We start from the raw sequence: 19,533 nt of genomic DNA on the forward strand, positions 1-19,533 counted from the left end.
CCAAGGGACATTTGACGTGAGCAGGATCACATCAACAATTAACCATTTAAAAACACTTTGAATACAGCTTACAAACAAGTCGGCCGATCAGGCATAACGAGGGCACGCGCCCTCGCTGAAGATCAGAAATGCTTGGCGGGGGTGGAGCAGCTGACGATGCGGCAGGGCTGGTCACTGATATTGCGAAAGCGGTGGGGCTGGGTGGTGGAGAAGTAATAGCTGTCGCCGGCCTTCAGCAGCCGGTGCTGGGCACCGATGGTGATTTCGATTTCTCCTTCAATCACCACCCCCGCTTCCTCGCCGTGGTAGGCCATCATGTCGTGGCCGGTGTCCACGCCGGGCGGGTAGGTTTCCACAATAAAGGACATGGCCCGGTTCTTGCGGTTGTAACCCACCAGTTTCAGGGACAGGTTGCCGCTGCCCACGTCCTGCAGCTCGTCGGGGCTGAAAAAGATCTGATCGGTGTTTTGCAGATCCAGGGTAAAGAACTCGCCCACCGTCATGGGTATGCCGTCCAGGATCTTCTTGAGCGAGCTCACCGACGGGCTGACCTTGCCCTGCTCAATCAGCGACAGGCTGGAGTGGGTCACACCGGTGCGTTTGGCCAGCTCCCGCTGGGAAATATTGCGCATCAGGCGCACGGCCTTGAGGCGGGTGCCCACATCATTGGCGTCGTCGCCGCCCTGCTTCGCTGTTGTCATATTTCTCCGTTCACTATCAGAAAACCCTCGGCCAAATTCTACTCAAGGGAGGATTCGGCTGTAAATTGAATTAAGACACTTACAGCCCGGCCTGCTCCAGCCGGGTGGCCATATCATCCAGGCCGTCCAGCCCCTGAATATCCGTGGGCTGCAGATATAACGGATAGCGATTCAGGCCGGCAAAAGTTCGCTCTATCTCAGCCAGATGTGTTTTTTCCTGGCTTCGGCGTTGTGCCAGAAAAGCACCGTCAGCTTCATCAGGCAGAATGCGGTTCACCACCAGGCCGGCCAGGGGCAACTTTTCTTCCCGCAGCGCTGTTACCGCCCGTTCGGTTTCCAGTATCGGCAGCTTTTCGGGGGTGAGCACAAACAGCAGCGCGGTCTGTGTATTGTCGGTCAGCAGGCGGCGAGTGCGCTGAAACAGCCGCTGGCGCGCCAGCAGGGTGTCGGTAATGGACTTGGTGCGTTCGTCCATGCCGGCGGTTTCGTGGGTTCGCGGGTCACCAAAGGGGCTGTCCAGATCCTTGCCCGGGGTTAAATGGTTCAGCACCTCACCCAGTTTTTCCGAGCGCTGGTTGCTTTTCAGCATGCCTTGCGTCCAGGCCGCCATGGCCTCGGGCAGGCTGAGCAGGCGCAGGGTGTGGCCGGTGGGCGCCGTATCGAAAATCACCAGGTCATGAGTTTGCAGCCCTTCTTCCATCACTCTGGCCATGCGCTCCAGCAGCGCCGCTTCCTGGGCTCCCGGCGACTGACGGGTAAGCCGCATCTGTCGCTCCACCTCGCCGTACATTTCCGGGCGGGTAAAACGCTTGAGCTGGGCCAGCACTCGGGCCAGGTGCTGCTCCACCTCGTGATCCGGATCCAGCTCCAGACCATCGAGGTTGGGGGCCAGCCGGGTAATGGTGTCGCCGATTTCCCGGCCAAAGGCATCGGCCAGGCTGTGGGCGGGGTCGGTGGATACCAGCAGGCAGCGCTTGCCCCGGCGTGCCGCCAATAGTGCCAGGGACGACGACACCGTGGTCTTGCCCACGCCGCCCTTGCCGCCCACCAGCAACACCCGCTTGTCGGTCAGTAACATGTCATCTCTCCAAACAGTAAGGCCGGCACACAAAGCCGGCCCCGGCATGCGAAGCCGGCCCCGGCATGCGAAGCGACAGCAGGGTTACCTTCTTCGACACGCTTCAAGCCCATCCCTGGGACGCTCGGCACATGCCATCCCTGGCATGTGACGGTCGAATACGGCAATCCCTGCTCCCGCTTCGTCAAACAAAGGCGTTGCCTGACTTGTATTACAGGCAACTGAGTGCTCGGCAGGGAGGGAAAAGGGAACGGCTCCACCGACCCTCTGCGCCATGGATGGCGCAGCGGAGCCCCCAAGGATGGGTTTACGGCGAGTCGGTGGCGCCGGCCCTTTTTCCGACCTTTGCCAAGCCAGAAGACAACTCAATCAGCAACAGCGGAAGTGATCCAGCGGTGAGTGCTCCATGCCCATGCGCTGGTGCCAGTCGTGAAACCGCTCCAGCAGCAGCGGCTGCAGCTCCAGGGTGTAATAGGAGGCCGGATTCGGCACCCCCATCATTTCCGAGAACACCAGCAGCATAAAGAGGTCGTCTTCCTCGCGCCGGGCCCGGGCAATGGCCGCCCGGTACGGCGCGTTGTACACCTCTTCCGCATAGCGGCTGGCCCGGTTAACCCAGGCCAGCATCCGCTTGATTTTCACGACTTGTCCTCTACCTGCCCGGCCTTACCACCACGCAGCCGGGTCAGGGTGGCGCCACACTCCAGGGCCACCAGAATGGCTGCCGCCAGCACCACCAGATCCAGACCGAACAGGAACCAGTTGGCCTGCTCATAAAAGCCCTTGAGCTGAATCAGCAGCGCCAGCACCGTCATCACCAGCAGGAACAGCAGCGGCACCAGCGTCACGTACATGGGCCGGCCCAGACGCGCCAGCATCACGGTGATCACCAGCAAGGTCAGCCCCGCCAGCAGCTGGTTGGTGGTGCCGAACAGCGGCCAGATCAACAGACCGCCGGAGCCGTCTCCGCCGGAGCCAAAGGCCAACAGCAGACAGGAAGCCACCGCCAGCAGGGTGGCCGGGGCGGCCTTTTGCATCCAGTTAATCTTGTAGATGACACCCCATTCCTGAAAAATGTAGCGCTGCAGCCGCAGGCCGGTGTCCATGGTGGTACCGGCAAAGAGTACCGCCATCACGGTGAGAATGGTTTGCGACAGCTCGATCTCAAAACCCAGGCCATTGCTCAGAATGTTGGCGCCGCCCTGCACAAAGGCGGCCACGCCGCCCTGGCCAAAGCCGCTGTAAATGGCCTGCCAGTCGGCGAGCGTCGCAAAACCGGCGGTGGCGGCAATGATCGCAGCCAGTGCCAGACAGCCTTCGCCGATGGCGCCGAAGTAACCCACAAAACGCAGGTCGGTTTCCTTGTCGAGCTGTTTGGAGGTGGTGCCGGACGACACCAGACCATGAAAGCCGGAGATGGCACCACAGGCGATGGTCACAAACAGCAGCGGCAGCAATGACGGCGTCCCTTCCGGTACGTTGTCGTTAAAGGCCGGGGCCACCACCTCCGGGGCCGACAGCAGCACGGCCCCGTAGAGCAGGCCCAGGCCCACGAACAGCTGCAGGCCGTTGATGTAGTCCCGGGGCTGCAGCAGCATCCACACCGGCAGCAGCGAGGCGATGGCGGCATAAACAAACAGCAGAATGATCCACTGGGCCTTGTCGGTCAGTCCCAGAAACAGCTCGGGCAGTGCCAGCGGCAGGGACGGCCCCACCCAGATCAGGGCGTACAGGGCGATCACCCCCACCACGGAGACGGTGAGCAGGCCAATCATTTTGCGATAAATCAGCTGGCCGATGATCAGCGCGACGATGATGGCGCCCCATACCGGCACCACCGAGGTCTGAAACTGGGTGAGCAGGCCGGCGATGACCACGGCGAACACCGCGTTCACCATCAGCAATACCAGGAAGATGACGATCATGAAGATGCTGCGGGCGCGCTTACCCACCACGTCGCCGGTAAGCGCGCCCACCGATTTGGCCTTGTTGCGGTTACTGGCCCATATGGCACCGGCATCGTGCACACCGGCAAAGAAAATGGTGCCGAACACCACCCACAAAAAAGCCGGCACCCAGCCCCAGATCACCGCGATGGCCGGTCCGACGATGGGCGCGGCCCCGGCCACCGAGGTGAAGTGATGGCCCCAGAGCACGAACTTGTTGGTGGGCACATAGTCCACGCCGTCTTCAAACTCATGGGCCGGCGTGCGAAAGTTGGGATCCAGCCGAAATATTTTTTCGGCCACGAATTTCGAATAGACAAAATAGCCGAGCGCCATGGCGCCCAGCCCGATCAACATCAGGAATATGGCATTCATTCAACCGCTCTCCCGTAAAGAGATGTTCTTATCATTGTTAGCATTCCCGGCGTCGTCAAACCGGGACCCGAAAGCCCCAATAAAAAGGAAAAACAAAACAGAATCAACACGGTAACGATAAATTCAAATGAAACCCAAAGAGCCCGAAAAAATACCCCAAGGCTAAAATCGAAAATAACAAAAAAAACCACCACAAAAAATAAGCAAGGCAGTTTATAAAGCCAAATTCAACCCGTAACCTGGAATAATAAATAAATCCACCCCTACTCCTATTCGAGGTTTATTCGTCCCGAAAAATGGTGATCTGGCTGAAACCCAGCTTGCGGAAATATTCCTCCCGAAATTCCTTCATGGTTTTCCGGTCGTTGCGGCTGATATTGGCCAGCTGATCTTCCATGCGGCGAAACTCCGCCAGGTCCAGCTCTTCGGCGCTGGCAATGGCATCATAAATGCTGTGATGCTTGTCATTGGCATAGCCGATTTCTTTTTGCTGCTTGCGGTAGTGGTAACGAATGCGAAAGGCCATGGGGGCTCCGTAAAAAGTGTCATTGTCGCTGCAAACCGCCTTCGCGCTCAAGAGTGCGGGAAACATCACGTCAACCGGCGGCCGAAAGGCGCATAATACCGGGCATCATGATCCAGCCTTCCACCCGCTTTGTCACCCGCCTGCGTCGCTTCGCCCTGCCGCTGCTGTTACTGCTCGGCACCCTGCTGGTGACCACCGGACTGTTCCTGCATGCCCGCCACCAGGGGCTGGCGCAGATCCGCCAGGACGCCGAAGCCAGCCTGGGCCGCTACATCATCAACCTGCGTCACCAGCTGGCCCGGCACCGGGATCTGCCAAAGCTGCTGGCCAGCCAACAACAGCTGAAAGCCTTGCTCAGCGATCCCGGCAATCCCCACAAAACCAGCGCGGCCAACCGCTATCTGGCCTGGGTCAACGCCACCATGGGCGCCACCGACAGCTACCTGATTAACAGCAATGGCCTCACCCTGGCTGCCAGCAACTGGGATCAGCCCCGCTCCTTCATCGGCAACGACTACAGTTTCCGGCCCTATTTCCAGCAGGCGATGGAAGGCGGCCAGGGCCGCTATTTCGCCCTGGGCAACACCTCCCGGGTGCGGGGTTATTTCTTCTCCGCGCCGATCCGCGAGGCGGATCAGATCGTCGGCGTGGCTGTGGTCAAGGTGGATCTGGAAGACATCGAAGACAGCTGGAACGATCCGCTGCAGGATATTCTGGTGATGGACGAAGACGGGGTGATTTTTATTTCCACCCGCCACGACTGGCGCTTTCGGCTGCTGCCCCAGGACGGCGCCCTAGTGCCGGATCCGCAGTTGCTGGTGCGCATTGAAGCCAGCCGCCGCTACGAGAACGCCGAAGTGCGCCCCCTGCCACTGCAACACCGGGATACCACTCCCAGGGGTAACCCGCTGCTGACCCTGGATGGGCGCGATGCGGCCGGCCATTACCTGCTGGTGAGCGAACTGCTGCCGGAAGCGGGCATGCGGGTGGCGGTACTGGCCAACCTGAGTCCGCTCAAGTCCCGTATCGCCCGCACCCTGACGGTGGGCCTGGGCGCCTTCTGGGCCCTGGCCGCCCTGGCGCTGTTCCTGCGGGCCCGCCACCGCATGCAACAACGCCACCAGCACGAATTGCAGCAGGCCCACGAAGCCCTGGAGCGACGGGTGGAGCAACGCACCCGGCAGCTGACCGACAGTAACCAGCGGCTGAAGCAGGAAGTGGCCGAGCACCGCCAGACTCAGAACCAGCTGGTGCAGGCCGCCAAACTGGCGGTGCTGGGCCAGTTGTCGGCGGGCATCAACCATGAGCTGAACCAGCCGCTCACCGCCATTCGCCAGTTCGCCGACAATGGCCGCAAATTGCTGGAGCGGGGCCGCCCCGAGGCGGTGGCCGGCAACCTGCAGGAAATCGGCGGTCTGGCGGAGCGCATGGCCGCCATTTTGCAGCCGCTCAGGGAATTTGCCCGTCAGCGCGATGCCGACGGTGCTCACACCCGGCTCGACCAGCTGCGTCAGGGGGTGAGGGTGCTGATGGGCGGCGAGCTGGAAAAACGTCACGCCGGGCTGAACTGGCCGCAGGAACACGACGCGGTGGTGGTCACCGGCGATCCGGGCCGGCTGGAGCAGGTGCTGGTCAACCTGATTGGCAACGCCCTGCAGGCCATGGCCGATAACCCGTCACCCCGTATCGACATTGGCGTGACCACCACCGCCGAACGCGTCACCCTGACCGTGCGCGATCAGGGCCCCGGCCTCAGCGAGCAGGCCCTGGCGCATATTTTTGAACCCTTTTTCACCACCAAGTCCACCGGCCTGGGGCTGGGGCTGTCCATCTCCCACCGCATTGCAGAAAGCCTGGGGGGTCAACTGACCGCCGCCAACCACCCGGACGGCGGCGCCGTCTTTACGCTGGTGCTGAACCGAGCCGACAAGGAGCCCGCATGACCTCACCGCAAATCCTGCTGATCGACGACGACGCCGCCATTCGGCGCTCCGCCGGCCAGACCCTGGAGCTGGATGATTACCGGGTCTGCGCCCTGGACAGTGCCGACCAGGCCCTGCCGCTGCTCAGCGAGGACTTTGCCGGCATCGTCATTACCGACATCAACATGCCCGGCCTTACCGGGCTGGAGCTGCTGGAACGGGTCAGGGCGCTCGACCGCGACATTCCGGTCATCCTGATCACCGGCTTTGGCGATATCTCCATGGCGGTGAGCGCCATCCGCAACGGTGCCTACGACTTTATCGAAAAACCGTTTTCCTCGGATCTGCTGCTCGATGTGGTACACCGGGCCCTTGAAAAACGCACCCTGACCCTGGACAACCGCCGCCTGCGCCGGGAGTTGCAGGCCCAGAGCGCGCCGGGCCCACGCATTATCGGCAACTCAACCGCGGTACAGGATCTGCGCCGACTGGTACAGACGGTGGCGTCCAGCCCGGCGGACATTTTGCTGATGGGGGAAACCGGCTCGGGCAAGGATCTGCTGGCCCGTTATATTCACGAACACAGTCCGCGCCGCCACAACAACTTTGTGGCCATCAACTGCGGCGGCATGCCTGAAAGCCTGATCGAATCGGAGCTGTTCGGTCACGAAAGGGGCGCCTTTACCGATGCGAAGGAAAAGCGCATCGGCAAGTTCGAGCATGCCCAGGGCGGCACCCTGTTTCTCGACGAGATTGAAAGCATGCCCATGAGCCTGCAAATCAAGCTGCTGCGGGTGCTGGAAGAGCGCGCCATTGAGCGGCTGGGCTCCAACCGCCTGATACCGCTGGATATTCGCATTATCGCCGCCACCAAGGCGGATCTGCGCGCCCTGGCCGACGCCGGCGAATTCCGGGAAGATCTCTACTACCGGCTCAACGTGGTGCGCATCGACATTCCCCCGCTGCGCGCCCGTCCGGAAGATATTCCCTTGCTGTTTCAGCACTTTGCCCTGCTCGCCTCGGCGCTGTATGAGCGGGAAATCCCGCCGCTGTCGGCCGAGCGGCTGCACCTGCTGCTGAGCCATACCTGGCCGGGCAATGTGCGCGAGCTGCGCAATCTGGCGGAGCGTTACGTGCTGCTGGGCGAAGCCTGCTCCTTTGACCTGAATGAACAGGGCCATAACGACACTCCGGCCGCCGGCCAGGGCCTGGCGGCCCGGGTGGATCGGTTCGAAAAAACCCTGATCCAGACCGAGCTGGCCCGTCACGGCGGCTCCATCAAGCACACTCAGGAAAGCCTGCAACTGCCGCGCAAAACCCTGTACGACAAGATGAAAAAACACGGCCTCGACAAGAACGACTACAAGGGCTGAACGCTTGCTTTTAACGCCGCCCGACTTAATATAAGAAAAAACTAAATTAGAGGTGTTTATGGCAATCAAGACATACAAGGTCACCACCGAGATGACCGATGGCTGGCAGGTGCGGGCAGAGGTGGGAAAACATCAGATGGTGATCGATCAGCCGGCCGCCGGCGATACCGGCCCCAATCCCCTGGATACCTTTCTGTTTGCCCTCGCCGGCTGCATTTCCACCATCGCCAAAATGACCGCCCGGGAGCAGGGCTTTGAACTGCGCGGCATTCGCGTGGAGGTCAGCGGCGAGCTCAATCCGGCGGGGCTGGCCGGCAAGCCGAGCGACGATCCGGTGGGCTTTAAACACATCGACATTCGCGCCGACATCGATGCCGACCTCAACGAGGCCGACAAGCAGGCTTTTCTTGAGCTGGTGTGTGCCCGCTGCCCGGTGCACGACAACCTGCTGCGGGCCACACCAGTCAGCCACCAAAGCCGTTAATCCTTTAATGGGTGGAATTCCACCCATTCTTTTTGTCACTCCCGAGAAGGCGAGGAGTCCAGACGCACCTTCAGCTCTGTCGTCGCTATCCCACTGAGTAAGCCATGCTCTGGATGCCCGTCTGCACGGGCATAACAGGGTCTGGCATCACGGCCGCTCTCCCCAATGGGTGAAAACCCGCCCATGGCTTCTTATTAATGGGTGGATTTCCACCCATTTTTTCACCCTATCGAAGTCACTCTCGCGTCCGCATTGCTTCCAAGCCCCCTTTTGGTGCGGGTCTCGCCGGCATGCACCAAAGTTGGCCTGCCTTTTGCTAACAACATGTTAATGAAAACGGCGGCATGTTGGCGGCCGATGAAAAAACGAGGTTAAGGAATGTCACAGCAACAACAACAGCTCGACGGACTCAGCCCCGAGGAGCAGAAAAAGCTCAAGGAGCTGATGGAAAAGGACGCCAAGTCCGAGCGCAAGCTCACCGGGCCCTGGGCCTGGCTGGTGGCGGGGCTGGCCGCAGCCATGGTGGCCCTCTACTTCTACGGTGCCGGCGTCGCCGCCCTCAGCACCCAGTATCACCTCGGCATTTATGTGCTGATCACCTTTGTGCTGGTGTTTCTGCTCTACCCCGCCGGCAGCCGCGCCGCTCACGGGGGCCTGTCGGTGGTGAGCGCCGCCCTGCTGGCACTGCTGGCCGGCTGCTTTGTCATCTACGACTCCCCCACCGCCCTTTACCAGCAGTTCACCCTGTTTCGGGAAACCTGGGAGTACGATGGCCTGGGCATGGCGCTGGAGCAGGATCTCGACCGGCTGCACTATGTGCTGCTGCTTATCCTGCCCTTTGCCGCCCTGATGGTTCCGCTCGATCAGTGGCTGAGCCGGCGCAACGGCAACAGCCCCACCGCCAGCGACGTGGTGCTGGCGCTGATGGTGGCCGGCACCGTGCTGTACTGGATCAGCCAGTTTGAAGCCCTCAACTACCGGGCCGGGGCCGAGAACGAAGTGGACATGCTGGTGAGCGTGGTGGGCCTGCTGCTGTCGCTCGAGATCTGCCGCCGGGTGCTGGGCTGGTCCATCACCCTGATCGGCGTGGGCATGATCGCTTTCGCCCTGTTCGGCCCCTACCTGCCGGAGCTGTTCGCCCACCGGGGCTTTCGCTTTGAGCGCCTGGCCACCGCCCTGTTCCTGACCACCAACGGCGTGTTCGGGGTGATGGCCAACGTGCTGGCCACCTACGTGATTTTGTTCATCTTCTTCGGCGCCTTTTTGCAGAAGTCCGGCGCCGGCAAGTTCTTTATCGACTTGCCCCTGGCCCTGGCCGGCCGCTCCACCGGTGGCCCCGCCAAGGTGGCGGTGATCTCCTCCGCCCTGTTCGGCTCGGTGTCCGGCTCTGCCATCGCCAACACCGTCTCCTCCGGTGCCTTTACCATCCCGATGATGAAGCGGGCCGGCTTCAAGCCCCACGTGGCCGGCGCCATCGAGCCCGCCGCCTCCATCGGCGGCATGTTCCTGCCCCCCATCATGGGCGCGGGCGGCTTTCTGATGGCCGAGCTCACCGGCACCCCCTATTCCACCATCATGATCCTGTCCATCGGGCCGGCCATTCTGTATTTCCTGGCGGTGTACTGCATGGTGCACTTCGAGGCCAAAAAACACGGCCTGGTGGGTGTGCAGGGCGAGGAAATCCCCCACTGGAAAACCGTGTTCAAGGGCGGCTGGTACTACGCCCTGCCGCTGGTGATCATCACGGTGCTGCTGCTGGCCGGCCGCTCCGCCGGCAACTCGGCGTTCTGGGCCACACTGTCGTGCATCGCGGTGAGCTGGGTCAACAAGGAAACCCGCATGGGGCCGAAACAAATCTGGGAAGCCATCCAGGTGGGGGCGCGCAACACCCTGATCGTGGGCGCCACCATTGGGGTTATCGGCGTGATTGTGGGCACCATCTCGCTCACCGGCATGGGCCTCAAGTTCTCGGATCTGATCATCTCCATGGCCGGCGACAGCCTGCTGCTGGCGCTGGTGCTGGTGGCCATCGCCTCCCTGGTGCTGGGCATGGGCGTGCCGGTGACCGCCGCCTACCTGATCGTCGCCGTGCTGGCGGTGCCGGCCCTGGGCGAGTTCGGGGTCTCCGCCATCGCCGCCCACATGATCGTCTACTGGCTGTCCCAGGACTCCAACATCACGCCGCCGGTGTGCGTGGCCGCCTACGCCGGCGCCGCCATCGCCGGCTCGGACCCCTGGAAAACCGGCTGGACCTCCTTCAAGTTCGCCAAGATGCTGTACGTGATGCCGCTGCTATTCGCCTATGTGCCGGCCATGCTGCTCGACGGCACCACCCTGGAAATCATCACCGCCTTTACTTCCGCCACTCTTGGGACCCTGGCCTTTGGCGCCTTTGCCATGGGCTATCTGCGTCGCCAGACTCGGTGGCACGAATGGCTGTTGCTGGGCGCCGGCACCCTGCTGCTGTACTGGCCGACCTTTGTATCGGATATCGCCGGCCTGGCGCTGGTGGCCCTGGTGTGGTGGCTGCAGCGCGAAGGCAGCCCCGGCGCCGCCGTTCATCATTCCAACGCCCATTAAGGAGGGCCCATGTCACGGATTCATTCCATCCTGTACGCCACCGACTTTTCCGAAGGGGCCGCCGAGGCGGCGGCCCTGGCTCGGAACATGGCCGAAACCCATGGCGCCCGGCTGCATCTGCTGCATGTGATCACCGAGCTGGACGACCGCCACCGCCGTGGCATTCCCGCCAGCGTGATGGAAGCCTTTGTGAAGGAAGTGAAAACCCAGGCCATGGCCGACCTGCACGCCTTTCAGCAACGCCATTTTGCCGGCTTTACCGGTGAACTGAGCACCGAGCTGAGACTGGGCCACGATGCCGAGGAAATTCTGGCCGGTGCCGCCGCTTGCCAGGCCGATCTCATCATGCTCGGCACCCACAGCCGGCGTGGCATGGAGAAACTGCTGCTCGGCTCCACCGCCGAGCGGGTGATCCGCCAGTCGAGCCTACCGGTGCTGACGGTGCCCGAGCGCCGCTGACCCTGATTCATTGGAAGACCATAAACCTAACGACAACGAGGAAATCACCATGACCAAGCACACCACATCCTTTCGTGTACTGACCACCCTGGCCGTGGCCACCGTCGCCAGCCTGGGCACCGGTGCCGCTCAGGCCCAGACCGAGCGCCTGGCCTTTTCCGGGGGCCCCGACGGCGGTACCTTTCAGTATTTCTCCAACGGCATCTCCACCCGGCTGTCCCGCACCCTGGACGGCGTGGAGGTGTCCAACATGGCCTCTGCCGGCTCGGTGGAAAACCTGCGTCGGGTCAACTCCCGGGATGCCGACTTTGGCATCGTCTACTCCGGCGACATGTACCTGGGCCAGAACGGCCAGCTGACCAACGATACCCGCAAGTACCGCAACGCCAGAGCGGTGTCCTACCTCTACGGCGCGCCGGCCCACCTCATTGTGCTCGACGGCGCCGGTATTACCGAGGTGTCCCAGCTGGAGGGCAAGAATGTAGCCGTGGGCCCGGCCGGCTCCGGTGCCGCCGCCTCGGCCCAGCGTTTTTTTGAAAGCGTGGGCCTGTGGGACAAGATCACCCCTCAGTACATCGGCTACAACCAGGGCGCCTCGGCCCTGGGCGACCGCCAGATAGACGCCCTCTGGGTGTTTGCCGGCTTCCCCAATGCCTCGGTGATCCAGGCCGCCTCCAGCAACGACATTCGCCTGCTGCAGGTGCATGAAGCCGCCAGCGCCGGCACCCTGTTCCAGGATCACCCCTACTACGCCGAGGTGACCATTCCCGCCGGCACCTACCCGGGCGTGGACTACGACGTGGTCACGGTGCAGGACTCCGCCCTCTGGGTGGCCGGTCGTCATTTGTCCGCCGACCGGGTGGCCGACAGCCTCAAGCAAATCTATTCCGAGGAAGGCCTGACCTTTATGCGCTCCGTGTCCCAGGCCGCCGCCTCCATGAGCATCGACACCGGCACCATGGGCATCGTGACCCCGCTGCACGACGGCGCCAAGGCCTTCTGGACCGAGCAGGGCAAAACCCTGACCGAGCAACAGCAGTAACCTTTTTTCCTGCCTCCTGGAAGATCATAACGGGCCCATCGCGGCCCGTTTTCTTATTCCGGGCCTTCTATACTGAACAACAGTCTTTCAGCCGGAGTTCACCATGACCCACCTCAGCGCCGAACGGGATGCCCTTCTCGACACCGCCCTGCACCTGGCCCTGCACCGGGGCTGGCACGGCTTCAGCCTGTACGAACTGGCCGACGCCCGGGAGCTGAGCCTGGCGGAGCTGAGCCGGTATTTTCGCTCCCGGGATGACCTGGCCGAGGCCCTGTTCGACCGGGCCGACCAGGCCCTGCTCAGCCTGCCACTGGACCCGCAGGAGCCCATGCATGAGCGGCTGCTCACCGGCATCATGGTCTGGCTCGACTACCTGGCACCCTACCGCCATCTGGTCAGGGAGATGCTGGGCTACAAGCTGGAGCCTGGTCACCTGCATCTGCAGGCCCACGGTATTACCCGCATCAGCCGCACCGTGCAGTGGCTGCTGGAAGCCGCCGACTGGCAGGCCGGCGGCCTGCACCGCTCGGCGGGGGAAGTGGCGCTCACCGGCATCTACCTCACCGCCATGGCCAGCTTTATGGTGGACACCAGCGACCACCTCAACACCACCCGTACCCTGGTCCACGGCCTGCTTGCCCGTACCGGCCGGCTGCTGCAATAAACCCTTTCGGCCCCCGGCCTGTGGGAGTAGCATAACCACAACACCCTGTTTTGACTGGGAAAGCCATATTTCGTGATCACCGCTGAACGCAAGGACGGCCACATCCTCAGGCTCTCACGTATTTTACGGGAAGCCACCGAGCACCGGCTGGATCTCTATCTGTTCGTGCCCGGCGAGCTGGGGCTGAACAGCCACGTCGTGCCGGAAGAACACTTTTACCACAACGCCATTCACAGCAGCCGCACCTATTTCAGCGATCGGCCCCACCTGCCGCTGGTGCACAGCCGGCTGGCCGAGCGCGGCAAACTCACGCCGGAACAATACCGGTTGAGCCTGAGCCTCTATGGCTACCAGTATGTGGTGGGGCTGGAGCAATCCTGCCATGAGCTGCGCCACCGCATGGACACCGTGTCCCAGGCGGAAGTGGAGGAGGTCGTCGCCCTGGCCCAGGACATTCTCGGCCGGCTGCGCCGCCGGGTGCCGAGCGACGACACCCTGCGCAAGTACTACGCCAATATCGACAACTATGTGTCCTGGTTCACCGAACAGCGGCTACTGTCGCTGGTGGCCCACCTGCCCCGCAACGGCGATTATAAAAACGTCAAATCGCTGCTGCTGGAAGTGGGCGCCATTGAGCGCCAGCACCGCATCGACAACCAGTACAACACCGCCCACGCCAACGACTCGCTGTCGCGCATTTCCAACAAGATGCGGCTGCTGCGCCGGCTGATTGAATATCCGGTAACCCTCAAGGAACGCACTCGGGAGCTGGGCGGCGGCGAGCAGAAGCTGCTCAAGGCGGTGGTCACCGCCGTGGTGATGACCACGGTGTCGCTGGCCGCCTACGAGGTGCGCGAAACCCTGGGCGGTATTTCCATGATGGTGATTTTCGCCCTGGCCCTGCTGTACGCCCTGCGCGAGCTGTTCAAAGACGATCTGCGCAACACCCTGTGGCGCTGGCTGCGCAAGGGCCGGCCCAAGTGGCGGCGGCAATACTTTGATGTGCACAGCACGCAATTGGTGGGGCGCCAGCTGGAGTGGTTCGACTATCAGCGCCCGTCCCGGGTGCCCGACGACGTGCGCGCCGTTCGCCGGGCCAACATCAGCCAGCGGGAAGAAGTGGTGATGCACTACGGCAGCCACTCGCGCATGCTGCCCACCCGCTTTCTGACCGGCTATGAGCAGACCCGGGAGAGCCTGCAGCTGGATCTGGCCCTGCTGGCCCGGCTGATGGAGAAGGGCTCCCACCATGTATACCAGCTGAAAGACAACCAGGTCTCCCGTCAGCCGGTGGAAAAGCGCTATCTGTTCAACCTGATCACCCGCGAGGTGCAGGGCCAGAAGCCGCCGGTACTGCAACGCTGGAAGGTGGTGGTCAGCCGCTCCAAAATCGTGGAGGTGGAGGAAATTCCCCAGTCCCGGCGCCCATAACAACACTCGGGCCCGGGCACAGGGGCCCGTCAGGCGTGTCGTTTGATCTGGCGCAGGGGAGTGGGTAAGGAGGCATGCCTGGCAAACCAGCTTTCGAAATCCGTAGCCGTCATCGGTTTGCCAATGACGTAGCCCTGGCCCTGCTCGCACCCCATTTCCACCAGCATCTGCTGCTGGCGCTCGGTTTCAATCCCTTCCGCCACCACCCGCATGCCCAGGGATTGCCCCAGGCTGATGATATTTCTGACGATGGCACAGGCATTGTGGTCCTGCTCTATCTTGCTCACGAACAGACGATCGACCTTGAGCTCACTGAAGGGGATCTGATAGAGCTGATTGAAAGAAGCATGACCGGTGCCAAAGTCGTCCAGGGACAGGTCGACCCCCATGATCCTCAGCCGGGTCATGGTTTCCAGCCCCAGCATCAGGTTGCCCACCTCGGCGGTCTCCGTCAGCTCCAGCGTCAGCTGGGACGGCTCTATGCCATGCTCATCCAGCAGGCGCGTCGTGATATCACACACATCGGTACGCGAAAACAGCACTGCCGACATGTTAATCGCCATGCTTACCCGAATCCCGGTGGCCTGCCAGCGGGCCAGTTGCGCCAGCGCCACGTCCATGACCCACCAGGTGATGGGCGCAATATGGCCATGGGTTTCGGCAAAACGAATAAACTTGTCCGGCGGAATCACCCCAAGCTCGGGATCCTTCCAGCGCAGCAGGGCCTCGACCGATACCGGCCGGCATGACACCAGATCAATCTTGGGCTGATACATCAGAAAAAAGTGTTCGTTTTCAAGCGCCAGGTTCAGCGCGTCGTGACTGACCGGGTTGGAGACCCGATCAAGCTGCGCCACCAGGGTCGTCAAGTCGGGCAGTTTGAGCGGTTTGGGCAAAAAGCCGATCATGTTCAGCCCACTGGCCTGGCCAACCCGAATCACGCTCTGCGCGGTACGGGCATCACAACTGCTGATCAGCAGCACCGGCGAAACCAGCCGAATGCGGTTCAGGTACTGCAGCACCTCCAGCCCGTCCCGGCGACCCAGGTTGAGATCGAGGATCAGCAAATCCACTTTTTCACTTGCCAGGTGAAGGCTGGCCTCGTTCAGCGAGGCAAAGCCCTCCACGGTATGCCCCTTTTTTTCCAGCAGCATTCTGGCCAGGGTTCTGATTTCAATGTCATCATCGATGACCGTGATAGTTAACGCCATAAGATCATCCCTAAGGTGCTTCTGTGTCACCCGTCCGTCTGTTATCCCGATGCTGCGCCACTCGGGCCGTAGTCCACTGCGCCAGCGCCTGCTCGGAGCGGGATCTGAGTTCCTCCAGCGTGGTCAGCAGTTGCTCCGGCACCACGGCATGCTGCCGCTCAACGCGATGCTCGTATTCCTGTGCCAGCCTGCTGATGCTGCTCAACCCCAGGGTGCCGGCCGCCCCTTTCAGTGAGTGCAACTCTCGACTCAGGGCCTGGCCATCCTCCTGCCCCGCCGCCTGCCGCAGGGCTTCGCAACGCTCGTCCAGACGCGTAAAAAACATGGCAAACAGATGCTCCATGCTATCGCCCCCCAGCCCCTCGAACAGGCTTTCCAGCATCTCTACATCCAGCAGCTCGCCGGCTGGCTGACCATTACGGCAAACAGAGAGCCGGTGCAGCGAAATGACCTCGCTGGTGGCCGCCGCCGGCTCACCGGGCGCCGCCACGGGAAGATAGCCGGCCAGCATGCGCCGCAGGATCTCGGGGTTCACCGGCTTGCTCAGGTAGTCGTCCATGCCGGCGGCCAGGCAGCGTTCCCGCTCCCCCGGCATGACATTGGCGGTCATGGCGATGATCGGCAGGCCTGCCCCCTCTGGCTGACACCGCAACTGGCGTACCGTTTCCATGCCGTCCATGCCGGGCATTTGGATGTCCATCAAGACCAGGTCGAAACGCTGCTCCCGGCACAGCTGCAGCGCCGCTTCACCGCCGTCCGCCACCGTTACCTCCAGCCCCATTTTCTCCAGCAGGGCGCGGGCAACTTCCTGATTGACGGCATTGTCTTCCACCAGCAACAGGCTCGCCTCCGCCATGGAGGGCGCAAGGGCGGAGGGCGCTGGCTGGTCCATGCCGGCCGGCGCCGGGCTCAGCGGCAGCTCAAACCAGAAGTGACTGCCCAGCCTGGGCTCGCTGTAAAAACCGATATTTCCCGCCATGGCTTCCACCAGCCGTTTGCTGATGGCCAGGCCCAGCCCGGTACCGCCGTAACGCCGTGCGCTGGATGAATCCACCTGCATAAAGGAATTGAAGATGCGGTCCTGCTGTTCGCGCACTATGCCGACACCGGTGTCGTACACGGCAAAGCGCAGGCGCGCTCCGTCCACCGGCTCGATGCGTAATGTCACCCGGCCGCTGTCGGTAAATTTGAAGGCATTGGAGAGCAGGTTAATCAACACCTGACGCACTCGGTCCACGTCGTAATACAGGCTGTCCGGCACCGTTTCGTCGATATCGCAGACAAAGTCTACCCTGTCGGCGTTGTCCCGAATGCTGAACATGGCCTGCAACCCCTTCACCTCGGCCTGCAGCGACATGGGAACAGGATGAATGGCCAGTTTGCCGGCCTCGACCTTGGAATAGTCAAGAATGTCATTGATCAGGTGAAGCAACAGATCGGCGCTGCTTTTTATGGTGGCCCCGTAATAACGGCTGCGTTCGTCAAGGGGCTGTTCCAGCAACAGGCCGGACAGACCGATAATGGCATTCATCGGGGTGCGGATTTCATGGCTCATGGTGGCCAGAAATTCCGACTTGGCCTTGCTGGCAAGACTGGCCTTTTCCGCCGCCAAACTCAACTGAGCCGTCAGTTGCTCCAGCTCCTGGCGTTTTTCACTGTTGAGGCGGTGCTCCTTGAGCAGGTTGCGCAGCACCATGACAATGGACAGGCTCATGAACAGCAGCAAGGCGCAGGTATAACCGTACAACCGAATGCTGGTTTCGTATTCCCCGCTTTTAAGCTGATAGACAAACCGGTTGGCCTTGAGCAACAACTGTTCACTGCCGGTCTGGGCCTGGGCCAGTTGTTGATTGATCCGCTCAATCAGCCCGGCATGCTCGTTAAAGCCGTCGTCCTGCCACTGCCCAAAGTCCCGATCCACGGCATCGATAGCGGCCATGATCTCGTTCGCCAGCTGCGGGCCGCCCTCCACCCGCTCCATCAAGCGCGATACCTGTCCCTGGCGAAACAGCATGATGCGGCTGTAAAGAATGTCCAGTTGTAATATCAACTCATCGGCCGGTACGCTGGAGCGCCGGGCCAGGGCCAGCCTTAGCTTGGCGATTTCACGGTCAAGCTGGTACACATGCCAGACACCGTCCTCAATCAGCCGGTTTTTAAAGATGTGCTGATTCCACGCCAGCACACCGCCAATCACCATCACGGCCACAAAACAGAGCACCGCCGCCAGCGCGGACAGCTTGATACGCAAGGGGAGCTTTGGCATTTATTCGACAACGATTTCTTTTATCTGCCAGACGGAGCGGGTCAGAATGCTTTCCGTCATCAGCTCGGGATGCTCATCAAAGGGATAGATGATAAACAGCGGCCCGTGCTCGCGCACACTCAGTGTCCGGCCGTTACGGCTCATGGCCAGAATCACCTCGTAGTCATCCACGTCCCGTATCGGTACCGTGACTTCATAATCGTTCAGGGCAATCACCCGCAGGCTGCTGCCGGTCGCCCCCACCGCCTGCAGCAGTGCCCGCAGCAAGGGGCCAGAGAAGGTGGAAACGTCATCATACCAGGGGGTACGGGTCTTGGTGTCACGCTGGGGCAGGGCCTGCAGCATGGTCCGGTCAAACTCGGCCACACCATTGGCGGTATTGGACTCGGTGATGGCGCCGGACACGCTCAGCAACACCCGCTCCCGGGGAGGCTCCAGCGCCGCGGCAGCGGCAGCGGCAGAAAACATCAGCAGTATCATGCCGGCGGCAAGGGACTTGGACATGGGAAGGATTCCGTTCAGTTGAACACGGGCGGGGATTATATAAAGGTGTTCACCGCAACAATGTGAACAAATGTGTCCTGACGGTCGACGTCGCGCGTTTTTTGCGGCCGCGCCGCGGCCATCATACTCTCTCTGTTGTTCGGGCCCCGATCAGGCCGTTTTTTCCAGCCGGTAACCCAACTGGTACACCGAACGCAAGCGCAGACCAAACTCCCCGCTGAGCGCGAGTTTCTTGCGTAGCCGGGACATGTGCGTATCCAGGGTCCGGGTACCGACACCGTCCTCCATGCCCCACACCGAGCGCAGCAGGGTTTCCCGGTGCAGCAACTCGCCCTGACGCTGAAACAGCAGGGCGGCGAGGTCAAACTCGCGATTGGTCAGGGGCACCTGCTGTCCATTAAGACACAGCTGACGGGGCTCCATGTCCAGCCGATACGCGCCCACCTGACAAGGCGTATCCAGCGTGGTTGCCACGGCACGCCGGGCCAGGGCCCTTACCCTGGCCTTCAGCTCGCCAATACGCACCGGTTTGGCGATAAAATCATTGGCCCCGGCTTCAAAGGCCGTGATCAGGCTGTCTTCATCATTTCTGGCCGTGATCACCATGGCCAGCAGGTGATGTCCCTGGCGACGCAACTGGAGAAGCAGCTCAATGCCGGTCATGTCGGGCAGGTGCCAGTCCAGCAGCACCACATCAGGCACGCAGCGGGACAGGGAGCGCACAAAGGCGGTGGCGTTCGAGTAACTGTTAAGCCGGTAATCGGGCTCAAGGCAAAGGCGCAGATAATCCCGTTGATCCCTGTCATCCTCGACAATGGCAACCGTGGGCTCCCGTTTCGTTGCACAGGCGTGACGATCCATACCCCCTCCCTTCGGCTGATCTTGTGCGGACTATATCTAATCGGGGCCACACCCGAGTCGATCGCCTTCAAATTAAAGGTAAAAAACCTGTAATAACGGCCCCCTGTCCT

The 19,533-nt window shown here is 61.7% G+C and carries 17 protein-coding genes; 8 read left to right on the top strand and 9 right to left on the bottom strand.

The genetic code is table 11. The features are described 5' to 3' along the window. Nucleotides 1-122 precede the first annotated feature (122 nt). The 5 genes from GU3_RS00215 to GU3_RS00235 form a co-directional block, all read right to left on the bottom strand. A complete protein-coding gene (locus tag GU3_RS00215) occupies nucleotides 123-701 on the bottom strand; it encodes a cupin domain-containing protein (RefSeq protein WP_014290536.1) in 579 nt (192 codons plus the stop codon). A gap of 79 nt (nucleotides 702-780) precedes the next feature. Beyond that, the gene (locus GU3_RS00220) at nucleotides 781-1,779 is read right to left on the bottom strand and encodes an ArsA family ATPase (protein WP_014290537.1); all 999 of its coding nucleotides are present in this window, start codon (nucleotides 1,777-1,779) and stop codon (nucleotides 781-783) included. A 369-nt stretch (nucleotides 1,780-2,148) separates the two neighbouring features. Beyond that, nucleotides 2,149-2,421 carry a cory-CC-star protein gene (locus GU3_RS00225; protein WP_014290538.1) on the bottom strand — a complete coding sequence of 91 codons (273 nt, stop codon included), beginning with the start codon at nucleotides 2,419-2,421 and terminating at the stop codon, nucleotides 2,149-2,151. Beyond that, nucleotides 2,418-4,100 (bottom strand): carbon starvation protein A, encoded by a 1,683-nt coding sequence (locus GU3_RS00230; RefSeq protein ID WP_014290539.1) that lies wholly within the window; start codon nucleotides 4,098-4,100, stop codon nucleotides 2,418-2,420. The genes GU3_RS00225 and GU3_RS00230 overlap by 4 nt, the downstream gene beginning before the upstream one ends. A gap of 280 nt (nucleotides 4,101-4,380) precedes the next feature. Continuing rightward, the gene (locus tag GU3_RS00235) at nucleotides 4,381-4,626 is read right to left on the bottom strand and encodes a DUF2960 domain-containing protein (protein ID WP_014290540.1); all 246 of its coding nucleotides are present in this window, start codon (nucleotides 4,624-4,626) and stop codon (nucleotides 4,381-4,383) included. A 107-nt stretch (nucleotides 4,627-4,733) separates the two neighbouring features. On the opposite strand from GU3_RS00235, the gene GU3_RS00240 reads away from it, so the two are divergent. The 8 genes from GU3_RS00240 (at nucleotide 4,734) to GU3_RS00275 (ending at nucleotide 14,581) form a co-directional block, all read left to right on the top strand. Then, nucleotides 4,734-6,569 carry an ATP-binding protein gene (locus GU3_RS00240; protein ID WP_014290541.1) on the top strand — a complete coding sequence of 612 codons (1,836 nt, stop codon included), beginning with the start codon at nucleotides 4,734-4,736 and terminating at the stop codon, nucleotides 6,567-6,569. After that, nucleotides 6,566-7,921: a sigma-54 dependent transcriptional regulator gene (locus GU3_RS00245; RefSeq protein ID WP_014290542.1), complete on the top strand. Its 1,356-nt coding sequence runs from the start codon at nucleotides 6,566-6,568 to the stop codon at nucleotides 7,919-7,921. The genes GU3_RS00240 and GU3_RS00245 overlap by 4 nt, the downstream gene beginning before the upstream one ends. Nucleotides 7,922-7,979: 58 nt before the next feature. Further along, nucleotides 7,980-8,405, top strand: a complete 426-nt coding sequence (locus tag GU3_RS00250; protein ID WP_014290543.1) for an OsmC family protein — start codon at nucleotides 7,980-7,982, stop codon at nucleotides 8,403-8,405. Nucleotides 8,406-8,783: 378 nt separating this feature from the next. Continuing rightward, entirely contained in the window at nucleotides 8,784-10,985 is a 2,202-nt protein-coding gene (locus tag GU3_RS00255; protein ID WP_014290544.1) for a TRAP transporter permease, read from the top strand. 9 nt (nucleotides 10,986-10,994) lie between these two features. Further along, a complete protein-coding gene (locus GU3_RS00260; protein WP_014290545.1) occupies nucleotides 10,995-11,444 on the top strand; it encodes a universal stress protein in 450 nt (149 codons plus the stop codon). Nucleotides 11,445-11,493: 49 nt separating this feature from the next. Further along, nucleotides 11,494-12,486: a TAXI family TRAP transporter solute-binding subunit gene (locus GU3_RS00265; protein ID WP_014290546.1), complete on the top strand. Its 993-nt coding sequence runs from the start codon at nucleotides 11,494-11,496 to the stop codon at nucleotides 12,484-12,486. A gap of 103 nt (nucleotides 12,487-12,589) precedes the next feature. Continuing rightward, the gene (locus tag GU3_RS00270; protein WP_014290547.1) at nucleotides 12,590-13,150 is read left to right on the top strand and encodes a TetR/AcrR family transcriptional regulator; all 561 of its coding nucleotides are present in this window, start codon (nucleotides 12,590-12,592) and stop codon (nucleotides 13,148-13,150) included. 72 nt (nucleotides 13,151-13,222) lie between these two features. Next, a complete protein-coding gene (locus GU3_RS00275) occupies nucleotides 13,223-14,581 on the top strand; it encodes a hypothetical protein (RefSeq protein WP_014290548.1) in 1,359 nt (452 codons plus the stop codon). A 29-nt stretch (nucleotides 14,582-14,610) separates the two neighbouring features. Here GU3_RS00275 and GU3_RS00280 read toward each other — a convergent pair whose 3' ends face one another. From GU3_RS00280 to GU3_RS00295, 4 genes are all read right to left on the bottom strand, one after another. Then, nucleotides 14,611-15,792, bottom strand: coding sequence for an EAL domain-containing response regulator (locus GU3_RS00280; RefSeq protein WP_014290549.1), 1,182 nt, complete (start codon nucleotides 15,790-15,792; stop codon nucleotides 14,611-14,613). A gap of 10 nt (nucleotides 15,793-15,802) precedes the next feature. Next, complete coding sequence (locus tag GU3_RS00285; RefSeq protein WP_014290550.1) at nucleotides 15,803-18,058, bottom strand: response regulator; 2,256 nt, start codon at nucleotides 18,056-18,058, stop codon at nucleotides 15,803-15,805. Continuing rightward, nucleotides 18,059-18,562, bottom strand: coding sequence for a hypothetical protein (locus GU3_RS00290; protein ID WP_014290551.1), 504 nt, complete (start codon nucleotides 18,560-18,562; stop codon nucleotides 18,059-18,061). Nucleotides 18,563-18,712: 150 nt separating this feature from the next. Beyond that, nucleotides 18,713-19,423, bottom strand: coding sequence for a response regulator transcription factor (locus GU3_RS00295; protein WP_014290552.1), 711 nt, complete (start codon nucleotides 19,421-19,423; stop codon nucleotides 18,713-18,715). Between the last annotated feature and the right edge of the window lie 110 nt (nucleotides 19,424-19,533).

It is taken from the genome of Oceanimonas sp. GK1 (assembly GCF_000243075.1).
Classification (GTDB): Bacteria; Pseudomonadota; Gammaproteobacteria; order Enterobacterales; family Aeromonadaceae; genus Oceanimonas.